The 22,488-nt window shown below is 57.4% G+C and carries 20 protein-coding genes; 12 read left to right on the forward strand and 8 right to left on the reverse strand.

Going from position 1 to position 22,488, the window contains the following annotated elements:
* Positions 1 to 7 precede the first annotated feature (7 nt).
* On the reverse strand, positions 8 to 241 hold the full coding sequence (locus AC2FH2_RS09045; protein ID WP_142636759.1) for a putative hemolysin: 234 nt from the start codon (positions 239 to 241) through the stop codon (positions 8 to 10).
* Between the two features lie 87 nt (positions 242 to 328).
* Here AC2FH2_RS09045 and AC2FH2_RS09050 point away from each other — a divergent pair, with 87 nt between their 5' ends.
* The 3 genes from AC2FH2_RS09050 to AC2FH2_RS09060 all read left to right on the forward strand — a co-directional run bounded on the left by AC2FH2_RS09050 (position 329) and on the right by AC2FH2_RS09060 (position 3,856).
* The gene (locus tag AC2FH2_RS09050; protein ID WP_142636761.1) at positions 329 to 1,144 is read left to right on the forward strand and encodes a TIGR00282 family metallophosphoesterase; all 816 of its coding nucleotides are present in this window, start codon (positions 329 to 331) and stop codon (positions 1,142 to 1,144) included.
* A 90-nt stretch (positions 1,145 to 1,234) separates the two neighbouring features.
* Positions 1,235 to 3,013: an SLC13 family permease gene (locus tag AC2FH2_RS09055; RefSeq protein ID WP_496823356.1), complete on the forward strand. Its 1,779-nt coding sequence runs from the start codon at positions 1,235 to 1,237 to the stop codon at positions 3,011 to 3,013.
* A gap of 96 nt (positions 3,014 to 3,109) precedes the next feature.
* Complete coding sequence (locus AC2FH2_RS09060; protein ID WP_496823357.1) at positions 3,110 to 3,856, forward strand: YbaY family lipoprotein; 747 nt, start codon at positions 3,110 to 3,112, stop codon at positions 3,854 to 3,856.
* On the opposite strand, the gene AC2FH2_RS09065 is transcribed toward AC2FH2_RS09060, so the two are convergent.
* The 4 genes from AC2FH2_RS09065 to AC2FH2_RS09080 form a co-directional block, all read right to left on the reverse strand.
* On the reverse strand, positions 3,857 to 5,518 hold the full coding sequence (locus AC2FH2_RS09065) for an FAD-binding dehydrogenase (RefSeq protein WP_281994930.1): 1,662 nt from the start codon (positions 5,516 to 5,518) through the stop codon (positions 3,857 to 3,859).
* Between the two features lie 11 nt (positions 5,519 to 5,529).
* The gene (locus AC2FH2_RS09070) at positions 5,530 to 6,387 is read right to left on the reverse strand and encodes a bile acid:sodium symporter family protein (RefSeq protein ID WP_496823358.1); all 858 of its coding nucleotides are present in this window, start codon (positions 6,385 to 6,387) and stop codon (positions 5,530 to 5,532) included.
* A 72-nt stretch (positions 6,388 to 6,459) separates the two neighbouring features.
* Positions 6,460 to 7,194: a glutamine amidotransferase gene (locus AC2FH2_RS09075; RefSeq protein WP_496823359.1), complete on the reverse strand. Its 735-nt coding sequence runs from the start codon at positions 7,192 to 7,194 to the stop codon at positions 6,460 to 6,462.
* A 17-nt stretch (positions 7,195 to 7,211) separates the two neighbouring features.
* A complete protein-coding gene (locus tag AC2FH2_RS09080; protein ID WP_271949431.1) occupies positions 7,212 to 8,984 on the reverse strand; it encodes an SLC13 family permease in 1,773 nt (590 codons plus the stop codon).
* Positions 8,985 to 9,094: 110 nt separating this feature from the next.
* Here AC2FH2_RS09080 and AC2FH2_RS09085 point away from each other — a divergent pair, with 110 nt between their 5' ends.
* A complete protein-coding gene (locus AC2FH2_RS09085) occupies positions 9,095 to 9,835 on the forward strand; it encodes a YebC/PmpR family DNA-binding transcriptional regulator (RefSeq protein ID WP_142636775.1) in 741 nt (246 codons plus the stop codon).
* A gap of 136 nt (positions 9,836 to 9,971) precedes the next feature.
* The gene (locus AC2FH2_RS09090) at positions 9,972 to 11,243 is read left to right on the forward strand and encodes a permease (protein ID WP_496823360.1); all 1,272 of its coding nucleotides are present in this window, start codon (positions 9,972 to 9,974) and stop codon (positions 11,241 to 11,243) included.
* Between the two features lie 14 nt (positions 11,244 to 11,257).
* On the opposite strand, the gene AC2FH2_RS09095 is transcribed toward AC2FH2_RS09090, so the two are convergent.
* Positions 11,258 to 12,142, reverse strand: a complete 885-nt coding sequence (locus tag AC2FH2_RS09095; protein ID WP_496823361.1) for a LysR family transcriptional regulator ArgP — start codon at positions 12,140 to 12,142, stop codon at positions 11,258 to 11,260.
* An 86-nt stretch (positions 12,143 to 12,228) separates the two neighbouring features.
* Between AC2FH2_RS09095 and AC2FH2_RS09100 the strand changes: the two genes are divergently transcribed.
* The 6 genes from AC2FH2_RS09100 to AC2FH2_RS09125 all read left to right on the forward strand — a co-directional run bounded on the left by AC2FH2_RS09100 (position 12,229) and on the right by AC2FH2_RS09125 (position 18,005).
* Positions 12,229 to 12,828: a LysE/ArgO family amino acid transporter gene (locus tag AC2FH2_RS09100; RefSeq protein WP_142636781.1), complete on the forward strand. Its 600-nt coding sequence runs from the start codon at positions 12,229 to 12,231 to the stop codon at positions 12,826 to 12,828.
* Between the two features lie 40 nt (positions 12,829 to 12,868).
* Positions 12,869 to 13,777, forward strand: coding sequence for a DMT family transporter (locus AC2FH2_RS09105; RefSeq protein WP_496823362.1), 909 nt, complete (start codon positions 12,869 to 12,871; stop codon positions 13,775 to 13,777).
* Positions 13,778 to 13,864: 87 nt separating this feature from the next.
* Complete coding sequence (gene betI, locus AC2FH2_RS09110; RefSeq protein ID WP_271949443.1) at positions 13,865 to 14,437, forward strand: choline-binding transcriptional repressor BetI; 573 nt, start codon at positions 13,865 to 13,867, stop codon at positions 14,435 to 14,437.
* Entirely contained in the window at positions 14,434 to 15,942 is a 1,509-nt protein-coding gene (betC, locus tag AC2FH2_RS09115; RefSeq protein WP_281994927.1) for a choline-sulfatase, read from the forward strand. The genes betI and betC overlap by 4 nt, the downstream gene beginning before the upstream one ends.
* An 86-nt stretch (positions 15,943 to 16,028) precedes the next feature.
* Positions 16,029 to 17,687, forward strand: coding sequence for a choline dehydrogenase (gene betA, locus AC2FH2_RS09120; protein WP_496823363.1), 1,659 nt, complete (start codon positions 16,029 to 16,031; stop codon positions 17,685 to 17,687).
* Positions 17,688 to 17,765: 78 nt separating this feature from the next.
* The gene (locus tag AC2FH2_RS09125; protein ID WP_142636790.1) at positions 17,766 to 18,005 is read left to right on the forward strand and encodes an HP1242/YdcH family protein; all 240 of its coding nucleotides are present in this window, start codon (positions 17,766 to 17,768) and stop codon (positions 18,003 to 18,005) included.
* A gap of 59 nt (positions 18,006 to 18,064) precedes the next feature.
* Here AC2FH2_RS09125 and AC2FH2_RS09130 read toward each other — a convergent pair whose 3' ends face one another.
* Positions 18,065 to 19,465, reverse strand: a complete 1,401-nt coding sequence (locus tag AC2FH2_RS09130) for a helix-turn-helix domain-containing protein (RefSeq protein ID WP_142636792.1) — start codon at positions 19,463 to 19,465, stop codon at positions 18,065 to 18,067.
* A gap of 65 nt (positions 19,466 to 19,530) precedes the next feature.
* Positions 19,531 to 20,736, reverse strand: a complete 1,206-nt coding sequence (locus AC2FH2_RS09135; protein ID WP_142636794.1) for a multidrug effflux MFS transporter — start codon at positions 20,734 to 20,736, stop codon at positions 19,531 to 19,533.
* Between the two features lie 183 nt (positions 20,737 to 20,919).
* Here AC2FH2_RS09135 and AC2FH2_RS09140 point away from each other — a divergent pair, with 183 nt between their 5' ends.
* Positions 20,920 to 22,452, forward strand: coding sequence for an acyl-CoA carboxylase subunit beta (locus tag AC2FH2_RS09140; protein WP_142636795.1), 1,533 nt, complete (start codon positions 20,920 to 20,922; stop codon positions 22,450 to 22,452).
* Positions 22,453 to 22,488: the final 36 nt, after the last annotated feature.

Raw genomic sequence — 22,488 nt, forward strand, 5'->3', positions numbered from 1 at the left:
GAAGGTATCAGCCCTGGTTTTTAGCGCGAAAATATTCCCAGGCATTTTTTTCGGTGCCATCAGGCAATATGCACACGCCGGTCTGACCATTCTCTCCGTCCCGAATTTCATACCGCCCACCGCTGTCGATGCAATAGATGGCCGAGGGGTTTGGTAGCTGTGGGTTTGAGTTGACCGCTTGCTCTTCCGAGCAGGCAGCAAGGGTGGCACAGACACCAAAGGTCAGACCGATCCGAAACATAAAGAATCTCCTAAATAAAGAGTTTTGCCGTTCATTGGGTCAGCTTAACGGCTTGTACTTGCGAATTGCCACACTTAGACGGTTTCTATGAGGATACTTTTTCTGGGTGACGTTATGGGCCGCGCTGGACGCGCGGCTGTTCAGCAACATCTGCCACGTCTGCGCGACGAATGGCGGCTGGATTTCGTGGTGATCAATGGTGAGAACGCCTCGAACGGAATGGGTTTGACCGGGGATCATGCCAAGCTGCTGTTAGATGCAGGGGCGGATTGCCTGACGCTGGGCGACCACGCTTTCGACCAGAAGGACATGTTGCAATTCATCGAGAGCGAACCGCGCATTGTGCGCCCTGTTAACTTTGCTAAGGGTGCTCCGGGACGCGGGCACCGTCTGTACACCGCGCCGGGCGGGCGCAAGGTTCTGGTTGTACAGGTGCTGGGGCAGGTCTTTATGAAGCGGCCCTTCGATGATCCGTTTTCGGCGATCGAGCCAATTCTGAAGTCGCACCCGCGCGGCGGTCAGGCCCAGGCGATCATCGTTGACATGCATTGCGAAGCCACATCCGAGAAGATGGCGATGGGGCATTACTGTGACAAGCGCGCCAGCCTCGTGGTTGGAACGCATACGCATGTGCCGACCGCAGATGCTCAGATCCTTCCGGGGGGAACAGCCTATCTGACCGATGCCGGGATGTGCGGGGATTACGATTCTGTCATTGGTATGGAAAAGCTGGAACCGATGCGCCGGTTCATCACCGGCATGCCCAAGGCGCGGTTTACGCCTGCAAATGGCGAAGCAACGCTAAGCGGTGTGTTCGTGGAAACCGATGATCGCAATGGTCAGGCAAAATCCGTGCAAATGGTGCGCGTTGGGGGTCGCTTGCAACAAGCCGGGCCGCAATAGCGCGACGTTGGGCTTGCCCTGCTGCCCGCAATACGGGAAACTGCCCGACGGGCGCGCAAGCTGGGCTAGGGTTCGGACTGAATACCACGAATGCAATTTCTTCAACTGACAGAAACGGGCAGCGCGATCGTGGCGCTATTGGTTGTCGCAGGCATGTTTGTCATGTTCCTGCGCGAGGCTTACCCGACCGAGGTTGTCGCCATCGCGGGCGTTGCCCTGATGCTGGTGACCGGTATCCTGCCCTATCAAAGCGCGTTGGCAGTTCTGTCCAATCCTGCGCCATGGACGATTGCGGCGATGTTCATCGTCATGGGGGCTCTGGTCAGAACCGGGGCATTGGATTCCTTTACCGCAACTGCGCAGAAACAGGCACAGGTTAACCCGCGTATCGCGATTGCCATGCTGATGGGGTTTGTGGTTCTGGCCTCGGCGGTGGTGTCAAACACACCCGTGGTCGTTGTGATGATCCCGGTTTTTGTACAGATTGCCCGCACGTTGAACGTGCCGGCCTCGAAATTGCTGATCCCGCTCAGCTATGCTGCCATCATGGGGGGGACGCTGACACTGATCGGCACCTCGACCAACCTGCTTGTGGATGGTGTCGCGCGATCTCAGGGTCTGGCTGCATTCACGATTTTCGAAGTCACGCCCTTGGGCATCGCAGTAGTGATCTACGGCATGATCTATCTGCGCTTTGTTGCGCCGCGCCTGCTGCCGGAACGCGACAGCATGGCCTCGCTTCTCAGTGATCGCTCTAAGATGAAGTTCTTCACCGAGGCCGTCATTCCGCCCGACAGCAACCTGATCGGGCGCGAGGTGACAGGGGTGCAACTGTTCAAACGCCCCGGCGTACGCCTGATTGACGTGGTCCGCGGGGACGAGTCTTTGCGGCGCAACCTCAAAGGGGTGACGCTTGAGGTTGGGGATCGCGTGGTCCTGCGGACCGAGATGACCGAGTTGCTGAGCCTGCAAAGCAACAAAGAGTTAAAGCGTGTTGATCAGGTTTCTGCGGTCGAGACCAAAACGGTCGAAGTGCTGATCACACCGGGGTGCCGTATGGTTGGGCGAACGCTGGGCGTGATGCGCCTGCGCCGCCGCTATGGTGTCTACGTTCTGGCGGTACATCGGCGGAACCAGAATATCGGTCGTCAACTAGACGACCTCGTGGTGCGGGTCGGGGATACTCTGCTGTTGGAGGGATCACCTGCCGATATCCAGAAGCTTGCCGCTGATATGGATATGGTCGACGTGACACAGCCCTCGGCGCGGGCGTTCCGCCGCAATCACGCTCCGGTGGCGATTGGGGCATTGATCGGGATCGTTGTATTGGCTGCATTGGGTGTGGCGCCAATTCTGCTGCTGTCCATTCTTGCGGTCGCTCTGGTTCTGGTCACCCGCTGCATAGACGCGGATGAGGCGTTTTCCTTTATCGAAGGGCGACTTCTGGCATTGATATTCTCGATGCTGGCCATCGGGGCCGCGCTTGATAAGTCCGGGGCGGTTTCCCTGATCGTCGATGCAATCGCACCTGGGCTTAGTGCGCTGCCACCGTTCCTGATCGTTTGGGCCATCTATGTTTTGACCTCAGCGCTTACCGAACTCGTCTCCAACAACGCCGTTGCGGTAGTGGTCACGCCGATCGCAATCGGGTTGGCGCAGGCCGTCGGCGTAGACCCAAGGCCGCTGGTAGTTGCGGTGATGTTGGCGGCATCTGCATCCTTTGCGACACCAATCGGATATCAGACCAACATGATGGTCTATGGTCCGGGGGGATATCGGTTTGTCGATTTCATGAAGGTTGGCATCCCCTTGAACCTGACGGTAGGGCTGCTTGCTTCGTTGCTTATTCCGATCATCTGGCCGTTGTGACACCGGCGCGAACCCGCCGGTTTTGCGCTGACGGTCTTGTAAAGGCTGATCCAGACACAATCTTTTCCTCTAGAACTTGGACGAAAGGACGGGATTATGCCTTTTCCAAAATTTGGTCAGTTGATCGTAATGGGTGCGATTATGGTGGCGCTGATTGGCAGCGATGTATCGGCTGGTTCGGTGACCGGTACCGCCTCCTATCGCGAACGGATTGCCGTACCTGAAGACGCGACGCTTTATATCGAGCTGCAGAATATATCGCTTGCGGATGCGCCAGCGGTAACGCTGGCTGCGCAGCGCTACGTGCTGAGCGGGGTGCCTGCCGAGTTTGAACTGACCTATGATGATGCTCTGATCCGTGACGGGATGACCTATGCGGTGCGGGGGGCAATATATCGTGGGTCACAACTGCTGTTTACGACCGACACGGTGTATCCGGTCCTGACCAATGGTGCGCCGGATACGGCCGACATTTTGTTGGTCAAGACGGACGGCCCCACGTCGGCGGGGCTGGAAAACACAAGCTGGACGGCGATTGGTGTGGAGGGGGCCGTGCTGAACAGCGAACGCGCCCCGCAGCTTGAGTTTGCGCAAGGCGGTGCCTTTAGCGGCTCAGGCGGTTGCAACCGGTTCACCGGGCAGGCCGAGATTTCGGGCACTTCGCTGACGTTTCCAGACAATATTGCGGCCACTTTGATGGCCTGCCCACCCGAGATGGAGCAGGTCGAGGATCAGTTCTTTGCCGCGCTGCAAAACGTGGTGTCCTATGCGGTGGCGGGCGATAGCCTTGCGCTGCTGGACAGCGCAGGCGACCCGGTTCTGAAATTCATACGCACGCATTAATCAGGCCACAGCGCGCGACCGTCCTGCGTTGCGCCCGGAAAAGATGCAGCCGCCCAGAAATGTGCCTTCCAGTGCGTTGTATCCGTGATAGCCGCCGCCGCCGAAACCGGCGACCTCTCCTGCGGCGAACAACCCGGGAACGACCTGACCGTTTGCACCGATCATCTGACTGTCGAGGTTGGTCTGCAATCCGCCCAGCGTTTTGCGCGTCAGCATGTGAAGTTTGACCGCGATTAGCGGCCCATTCGCAGGATCAAGGAACTTGTGTGGTTTGGCGGTGCGGATCAACCTGTCACCCCGATAGTTGCGGGCCGCCAGAATAGCCGCCATCTGCGCGTCCTTGGTAAAAGGGTTGTCGACCTGTGAGTCCCGCGCTTCGATCTGGGCGCGCAAATGCGCCTCATTGATCAGATCGCCACCCAGTTGGTTCATGCCGCTGACCAGTTCGGTCAGAGTGTTGGCAACGATGAAATCTTCCCCGTGTTGTTTGAAGGCCTCGACCGGCGCGGTGGCTTGCGATCCTGACAAAATGCGCTGACGGATAACCTCTTTCCAGCTGCCCGAGGTGAAATCCGGGTTCTGTTCCGACCCGGAGAGCGCAAATTCCTTTTTGATTACCTTTTGGGTCAGCACAAACCAGCTGTATTCATAACCGGTTTTCAGGATCTCTTTCAGCGTGCCCAACGTGTCGAACCCCGGCAAACAAGGGGGCAACAGACGATTGCCGCGCGCGTCAAACCACATAGAGCTTGGGCCGGGCAGGATACGAATTCCGTGCGATGGCCAGATCGGGTTCCAGTTTTTGACGCCCTCGGTGTAATGCCACATCCGGTCGCCGTTGATCACATGCCCACCGGCCTTTTCGCTGATAGGGATCATCCGACCGTCAACGTGGAACGGCACGCCCGCGATCATGTCTTTGGGTGGTTCGCCCAGGCGGTCGCGCGGCCAGTTCTTGCGCACCATTTCGAAATTGCCACCAATACCGCCCGAACTGACGATGACCGAAGGAGCATAGACCTCGAATTCCCCGACCTCTTCCCGGTTGGTCTTGGCGCCATGCGCGGCTGCGTCCTCAGCCAAGACCTCTCCCGAGACGCCTTTGGCACAGCCGTTTTGCATAATGATATGGCTGACTTGGTGGCGGAACTTCAGCTGGATCAGGCCTGTGCTGACATGTTCGCGCACGCGACGGATGAAATGTTCCAGAATACCAGGGCCGGTGCCCCATGTGATGTGGAACCGAGGTACCGAATTGCCATGTCCATCGGCATAAGAACCGCCACGTTCGGCCCATCCAACCACAGGAAACCATCGCAGCCCCATATCGTGCAGCCAGGGCCGCATTTCACCGGCGGCGAATTCGACATAAGCCTCGGCCCATTTGCGGGGCCAAGCGTCTTCTTCGCGGTCAAACTGCGCGCTGCCCTGCCAGTCACGCAAGGCCAGTTCGTGGCTGTCCCTGATGCCCATCCGGCGCTGTTCCGGCGTGTCGACCATGAACAATCCACCGAGGCTCCAGAACGCCTGACCGCCGAGGAAATGACCGGGTTCCTGATCCAGTATGATCACCTTTTTTCCGCGGTCGCCTAGCTCGGCCGCGGCCGCAAGCCCAGCCAGCCCAGCCCCAACGACAATGGCATCTGCGGTGTTATTGGACATGTTTTTTCCTCTCAGCTGCGGCGCAGCCAGGCGATAAATGGCAGGGCGACGACATACATCAAGATACCATAGACGGCCGATGGCAGAGCAAGAGGGCTTAGCCCGTTTTCCGTGCTGGTAATCAGCGCTGCCAATGTGATGCCAAGAGTCGAGTTTTGGATGCCAGTTTCGATCGAGATCGTCTTGCTCTCGTTCCATGACAGGTTCACGGCGCGGGCCAGTCCCAGCCCGATCAGCAGCAGCGCAATGTTCAGGGTGATCAACGCCGACCCCATCAGCCCCAAATTTTCGACGAACATTTCCCAGTTCCCGGCCAGCGCGGCGAGAACGATCAGGACGAAAAGAATCGAAGCCAGTTTGGACAGAGGGGCATCGACCCGTTCTGCGAATCCTTTTGCGAAATGCCGTATACTGACGCCGATAGCGACGGGCAGGGTGGTTATCAGGAACATCGCTATGGCGAGGCCGGTGATCGAAACCTCGGGTGCGTCCTCGCCCATGAAGTGATTGATCGACCAGGCGGCCAATACGGGTACCGTCACCATCGACAGCAAGCTGATGATGGCTGTCAGGCTGACGGAAAGAGCGACATCACCCTTGGCCAGTTTAGTCAGGATATTGCTGGTAACACCGCCGGGGCAAAAGCTGAGGAGCATAACACCGACTGCTATTTCCGGTGGCAGTGCAAAGAGTTTGACCGTCGTAAATGCCGCAATGGGAAGCAAGATCACCTGGCAGAACGCCCCTATCGCAAAAGGGTATCGTCTGCCGACAACCCGGCGGAAATCGGCGATCTCAAGCCCGACACCCAAGGACAGCATGATTATTGCCAACGATAGTGGCAGGCCGACATTAATAAGCAGATCCAACTACAACTCCTCCCAAAGCCGTTCGGACCAGCGTAAGCGAGGGTCAAAGCCGCAGGCAACCGCGCCGTAGGGTCAGCCGTAGCGTTGGGCGAACCTGCGCAGGATTTCACCGGGCAGAGTGACATTGGCGGCGTGGCAAATGTCGATCAGACGCTGCGCATCTTCGGGCGGGAAATAGCCGTGGTGTTTGTAGATTGTGATACGTTCTTCAAAGTCGCGGGCATCAGCCTCGGGGTGGAACTGTGTGGCATAGACATTCTGGCCCCAGCGGATCATCTGGAACGGGCAAGGGTCCGAGGCAAGCAGATGCACGCACCCTTCTGGCAGGGATTGCACAGCCTCTTTATGGCCCACAAAAGCATCAAAACTCTGACCCAGCCCCGAGATCAGTGGATCGGTCGCACCGTCCTCTGTCACGTGGCAGGTTGAGGGGCCGACGGGCTCTCCGAACTGGTCTTTACTGACATCGCCACCCAGATGCGCGGTAAGAATACCCAGCCCATAGCAGCACCCCATGAACGGATGATCGCGCGCGGTGATCTGCGGCATCAGGCCCATGATGGCGGCTTCGGTGCGGGCATCCGTCGGCGATTTTGTCGCCGGATCGTCGCTGACACAGCCGGGGCCGCCGCCGACGATCACTCCAGCATAGTCGGTCACGTCCAAGCCGCCGGGCAGGTCTTCACAATCCAACCGGATGCGATGGGTCTGTTCAGAACTCAGGGCGGTCTTGTCCAAAATCGAGGCATATTCGGCATCGGACGCATCGGTTTCCGGGCGTAACTGCAGGATCAGAAATTGTTTCATGGAACGGCTCTTACCCGTCACAGCGGCCAGAACACAAGGATGGCGGGTATCGAAACCGCAATGATCAGGATTTCCAGCGGCAGGCCCATGCGCCAGTAGTCTCCGAACCGATAGCCACCCGGACCCAGAACCAGCGTGTTGTTCTTATGCCCGATAGGCGTCAGGAACGCAGCCGAGGCTGCAACGGCGACCGTCATCAGAAACGGGTCGGGGGAAACCTCAAGCGTGCGGGCCATCTGAATGCCGACCGGGGCCGCCACAATCGCCGTGGCGGTGTTGTTCAACACGTCCGACAGGGTCATGGTGACCACCATCAGAACGGTCAGAATAGCCCATGCAGGCAGGCCGTTAGTTAACTGGATCAGCGCATTGGCGATCAGTTCGGTGCCGCCCGAGGTTTCCAGTGCGCTGCCCAGGGGGATCATCGAGCCCAGCAAAACGACCACCGGCCATTCGATGTGAGTATAGAGATCTGCGATTGGCATGATCTTGGTCAGCACATAGGCAACCACAACCAGCCCCAATGCGACCGGCAGGTAGATCAGCCCAACACTGGCTGCCAGTACCGCGGTGGCAAACAGGCCAATCGCAAGCCAGGCCTTTTCATTGGCGGTGACGTTCAGACCGCGTTGGGCCAGCGGTAGGCATCCCAGCCATTCGGTCACATCGGCGCTGCGATCACGCGGGCACAGCAACAACAGGATGTCGCCAGCCTCAACCTCGGTTTTGCGGACCTGTTCGGTGATGCTGCGGCCCTGGCGCGAAATGCCCATCAAAACGGTGCTCTGCCGCCATGCCAATCCCAACCCCTGCGCCGTACGCCCGGTGATGCGGGCGTTTTCGGTCACGACAACCTCGACGACTTCCAGCCCGTCGCCTTCAGCGGTCAGAAGCTCCTGTCGACGTGTGTCCGAAAAATCCAGCTTCAGCGCCGCGCGGAATTCATCCAGCGCCTCGGGGCGGGCTTCAAGCACCAGCGCGTCACCCTGATTCAGTGTTGCATGGGCCGACCGGCCATAGCGGCGCTTGCCGTCACGGATCATGCCGATGATGGCGACGTCGGATTTCTCGGCATCTTCATAAAGCTCGCTGACCCGTTTGCCGATCAACGGCGATTCCGGTGGGACGGTCAGTTCTGCGATATATTCGGCCAGCGCCTCAGAGGTTTCGGTTTGCGGTCCCCGGTTCGGGATCAATCGCCAGCCCACCAGTGAGACAAAGGCTAGCCCGGCAATCGCAGCAATGCCACCCACAGGGGCGAAATCGAACATACGAAAGGGCTCGCCCAGAGTTTCTGCGCGGATTGAGGCGATGATGATGTTCGGTGGCGTGCCAATCAGGGTCGCCATCCCTCCCAGAATTGTTGCAAAGCTGAGCGGCATAAGGGTCAGGCCGACGGCTCGTCCGGCTTTTCGTGCGGTCTGAATGTCGACCGGCATCAACAGGGCCAAGGCAGCGACGTTATTCATGAAGGCGGACAGAACCGCCCCGATACCGCCCATCAAGGCGATATGGGCCCCAAGGCCGCGTGACGCGTCAACCAAGGATCGCGTGATCAGGAATACCGCACCGGACCGGACCAGTCCGGCCGAAACGACCAGAACCAGCGCGACGATGATGGTCGCCGAGTGACCAAAACCGGCAAAAGCGTCATCGACGGGTACTACACCCAACACCACTCCGATCAGAAGCGCGGAAAACGCGACAAGATCATAGCGAAACCGCCCCCAAAGCAGCATTCCGAATACAGTGGCAAAGAGAGCGAAAAGTATGATCTGATCTGTCGTCATACCGCCAACATACTCGCAGAAGAAGTCGTCGCAAGCCGGTCTCTTGATCCCATGGCCCGCAAACGTCTATATGGGCGCCAAATACGCAATCACTATCACGAGGACGCACCATGGCAGGCCACTCCAAATGGGCCAATATCCAGCACCGCAAGGGACGTCAGGACGCCGCGCGGTCCAAACTGTTTTCCAAGCTGTCAAAAGAGATCACTGTTGCCGCTAAGATGGGCGACCCCGACCCCGACAAGAACCCGCGTCTGCGTTTGGCGGTGAAAGAGGCCAAGTCAAACTCGGTCCCCAAAGACGTGATCGACCGGGCGATCAAGAAATCGCAGGCAGGCGACGGCGACGAATACGAAGAAATCCGGTATGAAGGCTATGGCCCCAACGGCGTGGCCGTCATCGTCGAGACGATGACCGACAACCGGAACCGGACCGCATCGACCGTGCGCTCGACCTTTTCCAAGAATGGCGGCAATCTTGGCGAGACCGGTTCCGTCGGATTTATGTTCGAACGCAAGGGTGAAGTGGTCTATCCGGATACGGTTGGAGATGCCGACACCGTGTTCGAAGCGGCCATTGAGGCAGGCGCGGAAGATGTTGAAAGCTCGGACGAAGGTCATATCATCTGGTGCGCCGACACCGATCTGAACGACGTCTCGAACGCGCTCGAGGCCGCGCTGGGTGAAACGGAATCCACCAAACTGGTTTGGAAGCCAAGCACCACGACCGAGCTGGGGCTTGAGGATATGCAAAAGCTGATGAAGTTGGTCGATGCGCTGGAAGATGATGATGACGTTCAGCGCGTCACAACCAATTTCGAAGCCTCGGATGAGGTGATGGCGCAGCTTTGATCTGCCCCGCATCTTGAGATTTGGAAACCCGGCCGTCAGGCCGGGTTTTTTGTTGGTTGGAGGATAGGGCTATTGGCCGATCAGGTTCGAACCCATAGGCTGGGTCGAATAGCTGAAGCAGTGAGTCAAAGAGCAGATGACCGAACCTCAATTTGATTTGGCCAAACGCAATGTGCCTGTTTTGACCGGGCAGAGTATTCTGTCCCAGGTCGCCTGGACCCTTGGCAGCCCGTCCATTGTCTTGCCGTTTCTTGCCGTTTCGCTGGAACTTCCGATGTTCATCGCCGGCGCGCTGGTTTCAATCCGCATGGTCGGCAGCATGATCGCCGACGTGTTTCTGGCCCAGGTCATTGCGCTGCGCGAACAGAAGAAACGCAGCATCGCGATGACCGAAGTATTGATCGGGGCCTGCCTTGTCATGGCTCTGGCGGCGGCCGCGACGGGCAGTCTCGTGTTCACGGCCACAGCCTTTATCACCGCATTTTTTTTGATCGGTCTCGTGGGTGAGATCCAGACATTGCTGCTTACTGACCTGCTGGGCGCGCACGTTCAGTCCAGGTCACGGATGATCATGCGATATCTGCAGTTAGGCGCCGGCGGATTGGGCGCAATCGGTCTTGTTCTCTTGGTCCATCAAATCACGCTGGGCAACCCTCCGTTTGCGCGCCATTCGGTTGTGATCGGAGTTGCAGTGGTGTTTTTTCTGTTGTCTGGCCTATCAATCCTGGCGATGTCCGAAGTTCCGCATCAGAAAATTTCCACAGCGCCTGAGGACGAAAGCAAAAGACATTGGTCCGAGTATTTCACCGATATTCTGGCGATGTTCAACCAGACCTGGTTCCGGCGCTATATGGTCATGCGCCTTCCGATTGTGGTTGTCAGTCTATCGGTTCCGTTCTTTGCCCTGATGGCGGCCGAGGCACATCACAGTTCGGCCAAAGGTCTTACCGCAATGATCATTTCGTCGGCCTCTGGATATCTGGTCTCTGCGCCTTTGTGGCAGTTTGTTAACCTGAAATCCCACCGGGCGGTCATGGTATCCGGAACTCTGATGGTGGCCTTGACCGGAGCAGGGCTGCTGACGGTCCATTACCTCCATATCGGTCATCAGGTGCACACTCATGCGGTTGCCCTGTTTGTGGTGACCGTGGCGGTAACAGGCATCAGCAGTGCCCGAAAGTTGTATTTTCTGGATATCGCCCCGTTTGATCAGCGGGTCAAAGGGGCGGCAGCGGTGAAAAGCATCTCGCGGATTGTTGCGGTCATCGTGTCGGCGGCGCTGGCTGGGCTGGCGCATATGCACGAGGTCTCTGCGGCGGTTTTGATCGTTGTCTTGGTCAGCCTGATCGCAGCTTTTGCCTGTTACCGGGTGGTGACGCCAATTCCTAAAGCGCCCGAGCCATCCTGATCGGCCAATCCTGTCTATCGTTGAATAAGCGCGTCGACAGCCGCGCGCTTTACAGCGGCGGTCAGCGGCGAAAGGGCCGAGGATAAGACACGCCCGACCTGCCAGGTCAGCGGAACATCAAGGGGCTTGTCTGGTATCAAGGGGCACAACAGGCCATCTGCCAAAGGCTTTTGTACCAACTCAATCGGGTTCATTCCCCACCCGATGCCGGCGATCGCTGCATCCACAAACCCGTGTGAGGATGGCAGGAAATGCGATGGCGGGGAAATGTGGTGCCCGAACTCTCTCGCAAACCAGGCTTTCTGAAGACCGTCCTTTTGATTGAAGGTCAGGCACGGTGCCAAGGCAAGGCTGCTTTTGGTTACACCGTCCCGGAACCATTTATGCATAAAACCTGGGCTGGCCGTTGGAATATACCTGAAATCCCCAAGTGGATGGGCATCGCAGCCAGAGACCGGTTGCCCTCCGGTGGTAACAGCCGCGCTGACCTCACCGCGGCGCAACCAATCGGCCGAATGGTCCTGATCATCAATTACCAGATCGAACAGCAACTCATCTGTTTGGGCCATCGCAGCGATGAACCATGTGGCCAAACTGTCTGCAGGAATTGCAATGCGCACCTGGGTCGGGCCAGAGGTTCCCTCCAACGCAAGTTCACGGGCCAGCTGTGCCTCAAGCAGCCCGATATCCTCGGCGTATCTGGCAATGCGCAAGCCGGCGGGTGTCGCTGTGCAGGGCGAACCACGAGTGATCAGAGCGGCGCCTATCCGATCCTCTAATGACTTGATCCGCTGCGATATCGCCGAAGGCGTCACCGACAGCTCTGTGGCGGCGGCGTCAAAGCTTCCGTGGCGTAGAATGGCCGAAAGTGCGGCAAGGTGATTGGGATCCAGCAACATTAGCAGAGCTTAACCAGGTGTAACTTCTTTAATTTGATAAATCGACTGACTGGCTCTAGTCAATCAAATCGAACACAGGAGGTTTCATGTCCGCATCTCTGATTTCCGGATTCGCTCTGGGCTTTAGTCTGATTTTGGCCATTGGTGCGCAGAACGCCTTTGTCCTGCGTCAAGGGCTGCGCCGCGAACATGTTTTTGCCCTATGCCTGACCTGCGCCGTATCGGATGCCATTCTGATTGCGGCAGGGGTTGCCGGGTTCGGAACGCTTGCTCAGACCGCTCCTTGGTTCGAGCCGGTCATGCGCTATGGCGGGGCTGTGTTTCTGACCTGGTACGGGTTGCGCAGCCTGCTATCGGCCTGGCGCGGCGGGTCTTCCATGGATGTCAGTGAAGGGACACGTTCAAGTCTGAGGTCTGTCCTGCTGACCGTGCTGGCATTCACCTGGTTGAATCCGCATGTCTATCTGGACACGGTGGTTCTGATCGGGTCGATATCTGCACAATATGATGACCGGTTGGCCTTTGCTATTGGAGCGATGCTGTCCAGCTTTGTCTTCTTCTTCTCGTTGGGCTACGGGGCAAGGATTCTGTCGCCGGTCTTTGCCCGCCCAAGGGCATGGCAGGTGCTGGATATTGTTATCGGTTTTGTCATGCTGGCGATTGCGGCCAAGCTGGTGGCGATCTGAGGTCTTGTTCCCGCCTGTGTTTCGGTGTTGAACCGTTAACATGACAACTCAACCTAACACCTATCGGCCATTGGCGGGAATGTTCTGGATGTTTTCCGCCGGTCTGTCCTTTGTTGTCATGACTGCGCTCGTCAAATCTCTGGGCACCTCCATGGACCCGATACAGGCCGCATTTCTGCGCTTTGTCTTTGGGTTGGTGTTCCTACTGCCAGCGTTACGGCTGATCGTTACGACACCTCTGACACGTAGGCATTTGACACTGTTCGGCATCCGCGGGGTGGTTCACGCCATTGCCGTGATGCTGTGGTTCTTTTCCATGACCCGAATTCCGTTGGCCGAAGTCACGGCCATGAACTACATGACGCCGGTCTATGTCACATTGGGTGCTGTGCTGTTTCTAGGCGAGAAGCTAGCCTTCCGCCGGATTGCCGCCATTGGTGTCGCATTGATCGGTGTAGCAATTATTCTCCGACCTGGGTTTCGGGATATCTCGGTTGGTCACGTGACCATGTTGGGCACTTCGTTGACGCTTGGTGCATCCTACCTGCTGGCCAAAATGCTGGTGCTAGATCTGCCGCCCTCGGTCGTGGTTGCACATATGTCCATATGGGTGACGATGGCGCTGATACCTTTTGCCATTGCCGTGTGGTCCCCTCCAAGTCTCCATGATTTGGGTGTGCTGTTCCTGGTTGCCTGTTTTGCCACACTTGGACACTATCTGATGACCTTGGCCCTGCAGGCCGCCCCCGTAGCAGTGACGCAGCCCGTCACATTCTTACAGCTGATCTGGGCCACGCTGGTTGGGGCGTTGGTTTTCCACGAAAGCGTAGATTTGTGGGTGGTCGCCGGGGGCACGCTGATTCTGTTGGCAGTCAGTTTTATTGCCTGGCGCGAGGCCGTGTTGAACCGCAGCAGCCTGACGACCCCCAGTATTGCACCTAAACTCTAGCCGATTTCTGCCGGAAAAACGTTATTAATTGACGAGTCAATAAAAATCTCCTAGCGTTTTTCTATCAAAAGCAGTTGAGGGGTACGGATGCCGAAACTCGGAATGGAGCCAATCCGCCGTGATGCGATCGTTAAGGCAACGATTGCTGAGCTCGGGTCGAAAAAATCCCTCGATGTAACCGTCAGCCAGATCGCTAAGCGGGCTGGCATGTCCAGCGCGCTGGCACATCACTATTTCGGCGGTAAAGATCAGATTTTTCTGGCAGCGATGCGCCGCATCCTGTCGGATTTCGGGGCAGAGGTCCGGTCAGAACTGAAAGCAGCCACGCCAAGTGGACGCGCGCAGGCGATCATCCGGGCATGCTTTGCCCCATCCTGTTTCACGCCGGATGTGACGGCAGCGTGGATGACGTTCTACGTTCTTGCGCAGACCAATGACGACGCCCTGCGATTGTGGCAGATTTATCAGGCCCGTATCCGGTCGAACCTGGTTTATGCGCTGCGCCCGCATTTGGCCGATCCGGTTGAGGCGGCCGGGAACATGATCGCCTTGATCGACGGACTTTATATCCACGCCGCGCTGAGCGCCCCGGAAGAACCGCAACTGGCTGTAAACCACGCGATGCGCGTGCTCAGCACCTTGCTCGAGGCCGAGAAATGACAAAACCTAATATTCTGATCCTGATGGTGGATCAGTTGAACGGGACCCTTTTTCCTGACGGTCCTGTCGACTGGCTGCATGCGCCAAACCTGAAAAAGCTGGCCGAACGATCCACGCGATTTGCGAATGCCTATACGGCGTCGCCCCTGTGTGCGCCGGGTCGGGCCAGTTTTATGTCCGGTCAGTTGCCGTCGCGCACTGGTGTCTATGACAATGCCGCCGAGTTTGGCAGTGATATTCCGACATATGCCCACCATCTGCGCCGTGCAGGGTACTATACCTGTCTGTCGGGCAAGATGCATTTCGTCGGGCCTGATCAGTTGCACGGGTTTGAAGATCGCCTAACCACCGACATCTACCCCGCCGATTTCGGCTGGACCCCGGACTACCGTAAACCAGGCGAGCGGATTGACTGGTGGTATCACAATATGGGTTCGGTCACGGGCGCAGGTGTAGCCGAGATTTCCAACCAAATGGAATATGACGACGAGGTGGCCTATAACGCCAAGTCCAAGCTATACGATCTGGCCCGTGGCAAGGACGACCGTCCATGGTGCCTGACTGTAAGCTTTACCCACCCGCATGATCCCTATGTTGCACGTCGCAAATACTGGGACCTGTACGAAGATTGCGAGCACCTTCTGCCCGAGATTGCCGACCTTGGTTATGATAATCAGGACCCGCATTCGAAACGGATTTTTGACGCCAATGACTGGCGCAGCTTTGACATCACTCAAGAAGATACCCGCAAATCACGCCGCGCCTATTTCGCCAATATCTCTTATCTGGACGACAAGGTCGGAGAAATCCTCGAGGTGTTAGAGACCACGCGGCAAGAGGCGATCATCCTGTTCGTTTCGGATCATGGCGATATGCTTGGTGAACGCGGATTGTGGTTCAAGATGACCTTCTATGAAGGGTCATCCCGCGTCCCGCTGATGATCTGTGCGCCCGATCTGCCAGCGGGCCGGATCGACGCTCCGGTTTCGACCATAGATGTGACGCCGACCTTGGGTGCTCTTGCCGGTGTCGATATGGCAGAGATCGCGCCGTGGACAGATGGCGAAAACCTAGTGCCGCTGGCCATGGGTCACGAGCGCAGCGCGCCGGTCGCGATGGAATATGCGGCCGAGGCCTCTTATGCGCCACTGGTGTCCTTGCGCTATGGCAAATGGAAATACAACCGATGTGCGCTAGACCCTGATCAACTGTTCGACCTCGAGACGGACCCTTCCGAGTTGGAGAACCTCGCAGACCGGCCAGAGCATGCAGGAACGTTGCAGACCTTGCGTGCCAAGTCCGATGCTCGCTGGGATCTGGATCGGTTCGACGCCGAAGTTCGCGCCAGCCAGGCGCGTCGCTGGGTCGTGTACGAGGCGTTGCGCCAGGGCGGGTATTATCCTTGGGACTACCAGCCCCTGCAGAAAGCATCTGAGCGGTACATGCGTAACCACATGGATCTGAATATCGTCGAGGAAAGCCAACGCTTTCCACGCGGAGAGTAACAACCCGAATTAACAAGACCCTCTCCGGTCAGGCAGAGATTTTTCGATGAAAAATCTTGGCTCCGGTTGAGAATGGAGACCCGAAAATGGAAGCAGATTTCGTCATCGTCGGCGCAGGTTCCGCAGGCTGCGCGATGGCATATCGTTTGAGTGAGGCCGGTGCCTCGGTTCTGGTGATCGAGCATGGCGGTACCGACATGGGCCCGTTTATCCAGATGCCCGCCGCGCTAAGCTATCCGATGAACATGTCGCGCTATGACTGGGGCTATCAATCCGAGCCTGAGCCGCATCTGAACAACCGCCGCCTGGCCTGCCCGCGAGGGAAGGTGATCGGCGGATCCTCTTCGATCAACGGAATGGTTTATGTGCGCGGCCACGCCCGGGACTTCGATACCTGGGCCGAGATGGGCGCGGATGGTTGGTCTTATGCGGATGTGCTGCCGTATTACAAACGGATGGAGACCTGGCATGACGGCGGTCATGGTGGGGATTCCACTTGGCGGGGCACTGACGGGCCGCTGCATGTGTCGCGGGGCCCGCGTGCGAACCCGCTGTTCCAGGCCTTTGTCGATGCGGGCCAGCAAGCCGGGTATGAAGTCACGGGCGACTATAACGGTGAAAAGCAAGAAGGCTTCGGCCCGATGGAGCAGACCGTCTGGAAAGGGCGGCGCTGGTCGGCGGCAAATGCCTATCTGCGGCCTGCGCTCAAGCGCGAGAACTGTGATATCGTGCGCGGTCTTGCGACCCGGATTGTTCTGGAAAACGGAAGTGCTGTTGGTGTTGAACTGATCCGTGGCGGCAAGACAGAGGTGATCCGCGCGCGCCGCGAAGTGGTCATCGCAGCCTCGTCCATCAATTCGCCGAAACTTTTGATGCTGTCTGGAATCGGCCCGGCTGCGCATTTGGCTGAGCAGGGGATCGGAGTTGTTGCAGACCGTCCGGGGGTTGGCGCAAATCTACAGGACCATTTGGAGCTGTATATCCAGCAAGCCTCGCTTCAGCCGATCACGCTCTACAAACACTGGAACCTGGTCAGCAAAGGCCTGATCGGGGCGCAATGGCTGTTCACCAAGACCGGCCTTGGTGCCTCGAACCAGTTCGAAAGCGCGGCCTTCATCCGATCAAGGCCGGGTGTCGAATACCCCGACATTCAGTACCACTTCCTGCCGATGGCGGTGCGCTATGACGGGCAGGCTGCGGCCGAGGGGCACGGGTTCCAAGCACATGTGGGTCCGATGCGATCGGAATCACGGGGTGCTGTGACATTGCGCTCGGCTCGACCCGAGGACGCACCTGTCATCCGGTTCAATTACATGAGCCAGGAAAAAGACTGGGAGGAGTTCCGCACCTGTATCCGCCTGACGCGAGAGATTTTCGGGCAAGAGGCGTTCAGACCCTTTGCCGGGAAAGAGATTCAGCCCGGTGCTGCGGTACAAACAGATGAAGAGTTGAATGCCTTTATCGCTGAGCATGCCGAAAGTGCCTATCATCCCTGCGGCACCTGCAGGATGGGACGGGCGGATGACCAGAACGCGGTTGTCGACTCCGAAGGCCGGGTGATCGGCGTGGATCGGCTGCGTGTGGCGGACAGTTCGATCTTTCCGCAAATCACCAACGGCAACCTTAATGCGCCGTCGATCATGGTGGGCGAGAAAGTCTCGGATCATCTGCTGGGCAAAGATCCGTTGCCCAAAGCCAATGATCAACCTTGGATTCATCCGCAATGGGCCTCGGCGCAGCGCTGATTTGATCCGCGTCAAAGCGGGGGGAGTGGGACCAATATAGACCTGAATCGCAACGCATTTTCTAAGGAGCGAACAGGAATGTCCCACACCCCGCACGAATTGGCCGAAGAGTTTCCCGACAAGGTCGAATTGATCAGTCAGCTTAAACAGTCCGATGCGCATTTTTCTCGTCTGGCCGAAGAGTATCATGAGGTCAATCGTATCGTGCACCGCGCGGAAACCAACGTCGAGCCGATGGAGGACCTTGCCGAAGGCGAGCTGCGCAAGAAACGCGCCGCATTGAAGGATGAGATCTGGGCGATTTTGTCGAACGCTTAAGGGTTGGGCGGGGGCATTGCCCCCGTTTCGGCTGGCCGCGGTTTTAGGCCGGGTAAAGCTCAGGTGACTTCATAGGGTAAGGTTCCGCGGGTATGAGTGTCGATGGACAGGCGACGTTCCAGCGGAGGAACTGACCGTTGGTGGCAGTTCTGGCGTTCGCAGATCCGGCACGAGATACCTATGGGCTCGTAGGCACTGGCGTTTGAGATATCCAGATTGTCGGCATAAACCAACGCTTCGGCGTGGCGGACCTCGCATCCAAGCGCAATCGCATAGCGCCGGACAGGCGCTCCGTACGAACCGCCCGATTTCGAAACATCCCGCGCCAGCGAGATATAGCGGACCCCGTCCGGGGTTTCGGCAAGCTGCCGCAGGAAGTGACCCGGAGTTTCAAAGGCGCGATGCACATTCCACAACGGGCAGGCACCGCCAAAGCGCGCAAATTGCAGGCGCGTGGCGGAGTGGCGTTTTGTGATCGTTCCGGCCTGATCCACCCGAACAAAGAAGAATGGTATCCCCTTTGCACCGGGGCGCTGCAGCGTCGAAAGCCTGTGGGCCACCTGTTCGATGGATGCTCCAAAACGATTGCTGAGCAATTCCAAATCATGGCGGTAAAGCTGGGCTGCACTGAGAAATTCGCCATAGGGCATCAGAGAGGCGCCAGCGAAATAATTCGCCAAGCCGATCTTCGCAATCGCGCGCGCCTCATCACTGTGAAATTTGGCGAAATCCAGTGTCGCTTCAAGCAGCTTGTCCTGATTGATTAGGGATACCTGCAAGAGCAGCTGAAACACTTGTGTTTGCGGTGCAATCCGTGATGACAGCAGCAATGTTTTGCTATCCGCATCGTATTTCCGGGTTTCTTCGATATCCGGGAACTGAACGCGAATACCATTTTCACCCAAGCTTTCGATTGCGGCGGCGCGAATTCCGCCTTTGTCCTGGGCGCGGCCAGAAAATCGTTCCGCAGCCCGGTCAACCGCGTCAATGTAGTTGTCGCAATAATGGAAAAAGTCTCGCACTTCTTCCCAGGGGCTGGCCTGAATCTGTGCGTCTTCACGTCCCAGGGCCTCGTCCAGCGAGGCCAGCCTTTCATGCGTCTGGCGATACGTGCGGTGCAGGGCGATAAACGCTCGGGCCATTGCGGGGGCGTTTGAAGCTGTCAGGCGCAGATCAGCGAGCGGTGGCATGGCGTCATCAAACACGGGGTCCGCCAGCGCCTCGCGCAGGTCTGAGACCAGACGTTCGCTGTCACCAGTGCTAAGTTCGGTCACGTCCATGCCGAATTCCTGCGCCAGAGCCAGAACAACCGTGGTCGAGATCGGGCGGTTGTTATTCTCCATCTGGTTCAGATAGGGAAGCGAAACCCCCAGTTTGGCTGCGAATTCCTTTTGTGTCAGCGTCAGGCGCGTGCGCATTTCACGCAGTTTTGCACCAGCATAGAGCTTTTGGGTCGCCATGGCGTGCCTTTGCAACTTTTCTAATCTTGAACGCTAGCTTTGCAAACCGTCCTGCGCAAGGCGTGTTACAGGCCCAAATACCGTTCGCGCCGGATCACGATGGCAATAGCAACGATGGCAAATGTTGCAGAGGCCAACATCAGCCACAGCAGCGGCATCGCGCCTGTTTCATGGGTTAGTATTGCGCCCGTGAGCGCGCTCAGGCCAGCTCCGCCGCCCAGCATGATGGCCCCGCTCAGCCCAGATGCTGTCGCGGCCAGGTGCGGGCGGACGGACAGTGCGCCTGAAGTTGCGTTTGGAATGGTCATACCATTGCCCACACCAACAATGGTCATGAACCCAAAGAAGCTGAGAACCGAGCCGAAGCCCGTAAGGAACACGATAGTCGACAGTGCAACGCCGGTTGCGTTCATCCAGCACCCCCAAAGAACCATCCGGTTCACGCCAAAGCGGACAGAGAACCTGCCGCTGAAGAAGTTGCCGAAGAAATAACCCACCGCAGGGGCGCCGAAGTAAATGCCCAGTTCTGACGCTGTTAGGCCGAACAGTTCAGTCCCGACGAAAGGCGCGCCGCCCAGATAGGCGAAAAAAGCGCCCGACGACAGGGCTGAGGCCATGGAATAGCCCCAGAACCGAGGGGATCTGAGCAATTCCGGGTATTCACGAAACTGCTGCAGCAAGGTCAGCCCGCTTTTGCGGGATGTTTCTCCGAAGTCGGAATAGGTCAGCATTAGCGCCAGTAGACCCAGCCCGAAAGGAAGCCAGAAATTTGCCTTCCAGCCAAAGCTCTCTTCCAGAAAGCCGCCGATGGCAGGGCCAATCATTGGAACAATGGCCATTCCCATGGTGACATAGCCGATCATCGAAGCGGCCTGATCTGCTTCGTAAAGGTCTCGCACCGCTGCACGGCTAAGGACCATTCCAACTGCGACGACCGCTTGAAACATCCTGAAGGCCAGAAATACTTCGGCGTTCGGGGAGTAGATGCAACCCAGTGTCGCAATCAGAAACAGAACCAATCCCCAGAGAATAACTGGCCTGCGGCCAACCTTATCTGCGATGGGGCCGATCAGAATTTGGATTACTGCGCTGATCATCAGATACAGAGCGATCGACAGCTGCATGACTTTGTAGTCTGCGTCAAAATACGCGGCCATATTGGGCAGGCTGGGAAGGAAAAGATTCAAGCTCAGCGCTGACAGCCCGGATAGCATCACAAGTGTGGCAATGGTTGGGGGCGAACGACGCGCTGGCGAAGAAGTAAACTGCATGGTTCACATGTATAGTGACGGTTTTTGGGATTGCCATCCGTGACCGTGTCTCAGTGCGAAACTTTGCATGTTTACAATTACCCGGAACTGTATTTTCAAAGATTTGCAAATTTGCCGAATGAGGCTTTGGTCTGAACGAAACTAAGTATAGTGTCGCGCCAAATTTCAAAGGGGATCATCGTTATGAAAGACATCCTTTCCGAGCTTGAAGGCCGCCGCAACGATGCACGGCTGGGGGGTGGGCAAAAACGTATTGATGCGCAGCATGCGCGGGGCAAGCTGACCGCACGCGAACGCATAGAGCTGTTGGTGGATGAAGGCAGTTTCGAAGAATTCGACATGTTTGTCAGCCATCGCTGCACGGATTTCGGGATGGAAAATCAAAAGCCTGCGGGCGATGGTGTCGTCACCGGATGGGGCACAATCAATGGTCGTATGGTCTATGTCTTCAGCCAGGACTTCACCGTTTTCGGCGGGTCTCTGTCGGAAACCCACGCGCAGAAAATCTGCAAGATCATGGACATGGCAATCCAGAATGGTGCCCCGGTGATCGGCATCAACGATTCGGGTGGTGCGCGAATCCAGGAAGGTGTGGCCTCGCTTGCGGGTTATGCCGAGGTGTTCCAGCGTAACATCATGGCCTCGGGCGTGGTTCCGCAGATCAGTGTGATCATGGGGCCCTGCGCCGGTGGCGCCGTCTACAGTCCGGCGATGACCGACTTTATCTTTATGGTCAAAGACACCTCGTACATGTTTGTGACGGGCCCCGATGTCGTCAAGACAGTCACCAATGAGGTTGTAACCGCCGAAGAGCTGGGTGGTGCATCGACCCATACCAAGAAATCCTCGGTTGCCGACGGTGCATTCGAAAACGATGTCGAAGCACTGGCCGAAGTGCGCCGTCTTGTCGATTTCCTACCGTTGAACAACAAGGAAAAACCGCCCGTTCGTCCCTTCTTTGACGAACCGGGCCGGATTGAGGCTTCGCTGGATACGTTGATCCCGGACAACCCGAACACGCCTTATGATATGAAAGAACTCATTGCCAAAGTGGCGGACGAGGGTGATTTTTACGAAATTCAAGAAGATTACGCCAAGAACATCATCACGGGCTTTATCCGTCTCGAAGGTCAGACCGTAGGTGTTGTAGCCAACCAGCCGATGGTGCTGGCCGGCTGTCTGGATATCGACAGCAGCCGCAAAGCCGCGCGCTTCGTCCGGTTCTGTGATTGCTTTGAAATTCCGATTTTGACACTGGTTGATGTGCCGGGCTTTTTGCCGGGAACCTCGCAGGAATATGGCGGCGTGATCAAACATGGCGCAAAACTGCTGTTTGCCTATGGCGAGGCGACCGTTCCGAAGGTCACAGTGATCACCCGAAAGGCCTATGGCGGTGCCTATGACGTGATGGCATCCAAACATCTGCGTGGCGATTTCAACTATGCTTGGCCAACCGCCGAGATCGCGGTGATGGGGGCCAAGGGCGCGACCGAAATCATCCACCGTGCGGATCTGGGCGATGCCGAGAAAATCGCACAGCACGCTCAGGACTATGAGGACCGGTTTGCCAACCCGTTTGTGGCTGCGGAACGTGGATTCATTGATGAGGTGATCATGCCGCATTCGACCCGCCGCCGCGTATCGCGAGCTTTTGCCAGCTTGCGTAACAAGCAACTGAAAAACCCCTGGAAAAAGCACGATAACATTCCGCTGTAAGCTGACGGTCGCGGGGCAGGCGCTCTGGTTTGCCTG

The sequence above is a fragment of the Ruegeria sp. YTSA105 genome, assembly GCF_059610225.1.

Bases quoted from the DNA above. Each gene is read 5' to 3' on its own strand.
- betA (WP_496823363.1), top strand. From the start codon at position 16,029: ATGGAAGCAGATTTCGTCATCGTCGGCGCAGGTTCCGCAGGCTGCGCG.
- AC2FH2_RS09045 (WP_142636759.1), bottom strand. From the start codon at position 241: ATGTTTCGGATCGGTCTGACCTTTGGTGTCTGTGCCACCCTTGCTGCC.
- AC2FH2_RS09130 (WP_142636792.1), bottom strand. From the start codon at position 19,465: ATGGCGACCCAAAAGCTCTATGCTGGTGCAAAACTGCGTGAAATGCGC.
- AC2FH2_RS09095 (WP_496823361.1), bottom strand. From the start codon at position 12,142: ATGTTGCTGGATCCCAATCACCTTGCCGCACTTTCGGCCATTCTACGC.
- AC2FH2_RS09100 (WP_142636781.1), top strand. From the start codon at position 12,229: ATGTCCGCATCTCTGATTTCCGGATTCGCTCTGGGCTTTAGTCTGATT.
- AC2FH2_RS09135 (WP_142636794.1), bottom strand. From the start codon at position 20,736: ATGCAGTTTACTTCTTCGCCAGCGCGTCGTTCGCCCCCAACCATTGCC.
- AC2FH2_RS09125 (WP_142636790.1), top strand. From the start codon at position 17,766: ATGTCCCACACCCCGCACGAATTGGCCGAAGAGTTTCCCGACAAGGTC.
- AC2FH2_RS09085 (WP_142636775.1), top strand. From the start codon at position 9,095: ATGGCAGGCCACTCCAAATGGGCCAATATCCAGCACCGCAAGGGACGT.
- AC2FH2_RS09075 (WP_496823359.1), bottom strand. From the start codon at position 7,194: ATGAAACAATTTCTGATCCTGCAGTTACGCCCGGAAACCGATGCGTCC.
- AC2FH2_RS09080 (WP_271949431.1), bottom strand. From the start codon at position 8,984: ATGACGACAGATCAGATCATACTTTTCGCTCTCTTTGCCACTGTATTC.
- AC2FH2_RS09140 (WP_142636795.1), top strand. From the start codon at position 20,920: ATGAAAGACATCCTTTCCGAGCTTGAAGGCCGCCGCAACGATGCACGG.
- AC2FH2_RS09055 (WP_496823356.1), top strand. From the start codon at position 1,235: ATGCAATTTCTTCAACTGACAGAAACGGGCAGCGCGATCGTGGCGCTA.
- AC2FH2_RS09090 (WP_496823360.1), top strand. From the start codon at position 9,972: ATGACCGAACCTCAATTTGATTTGGCCAAACGCAATGTGCCTGTTTTG.
- AC2FH2_RS09060 (WP_496823357.1), top strand. From the start codon at position 3,110: ATGCCTTTTCCAAAATTTGGTCAGTTGATCGTAATGGGTGCGATTATG.
- betC (WP_281994927.1), top strand. From the start codon at position 14,434: ATGACAAAACCTAATATTCTGATCCTGATGGTGGATCAGTTGAACGGG.
- AC2FH2_RS09065 (WP_281994930.1), bottom strand. From the start codon at position 5,518: ATGTCCAATAACACCGCAGATGCCATTGTCGTTGGGGCTGGGCTGGCT.
- AC2FH2_RS09050 (WP_142636761.1), top strand. From the start codon at position 329: ATGAGGATACTTTTTCTGGGTGACGTTATGGGCCGCGCTGGACGCGCG.
- betI (WP_271949443.1), top strand. From the start codon at position 13,865: ATGCCGAAACTCGGAATGGAGCCAATCCGCCGTGATGCGATCGTTAAG.
- AC2FH2_RS09105 (WP_496823362.1), top strand. From the start codon at position 12,869: ATGACAACTCAACCTAACACCTATCGGCCATTGGCGGGAATGTTCTGG.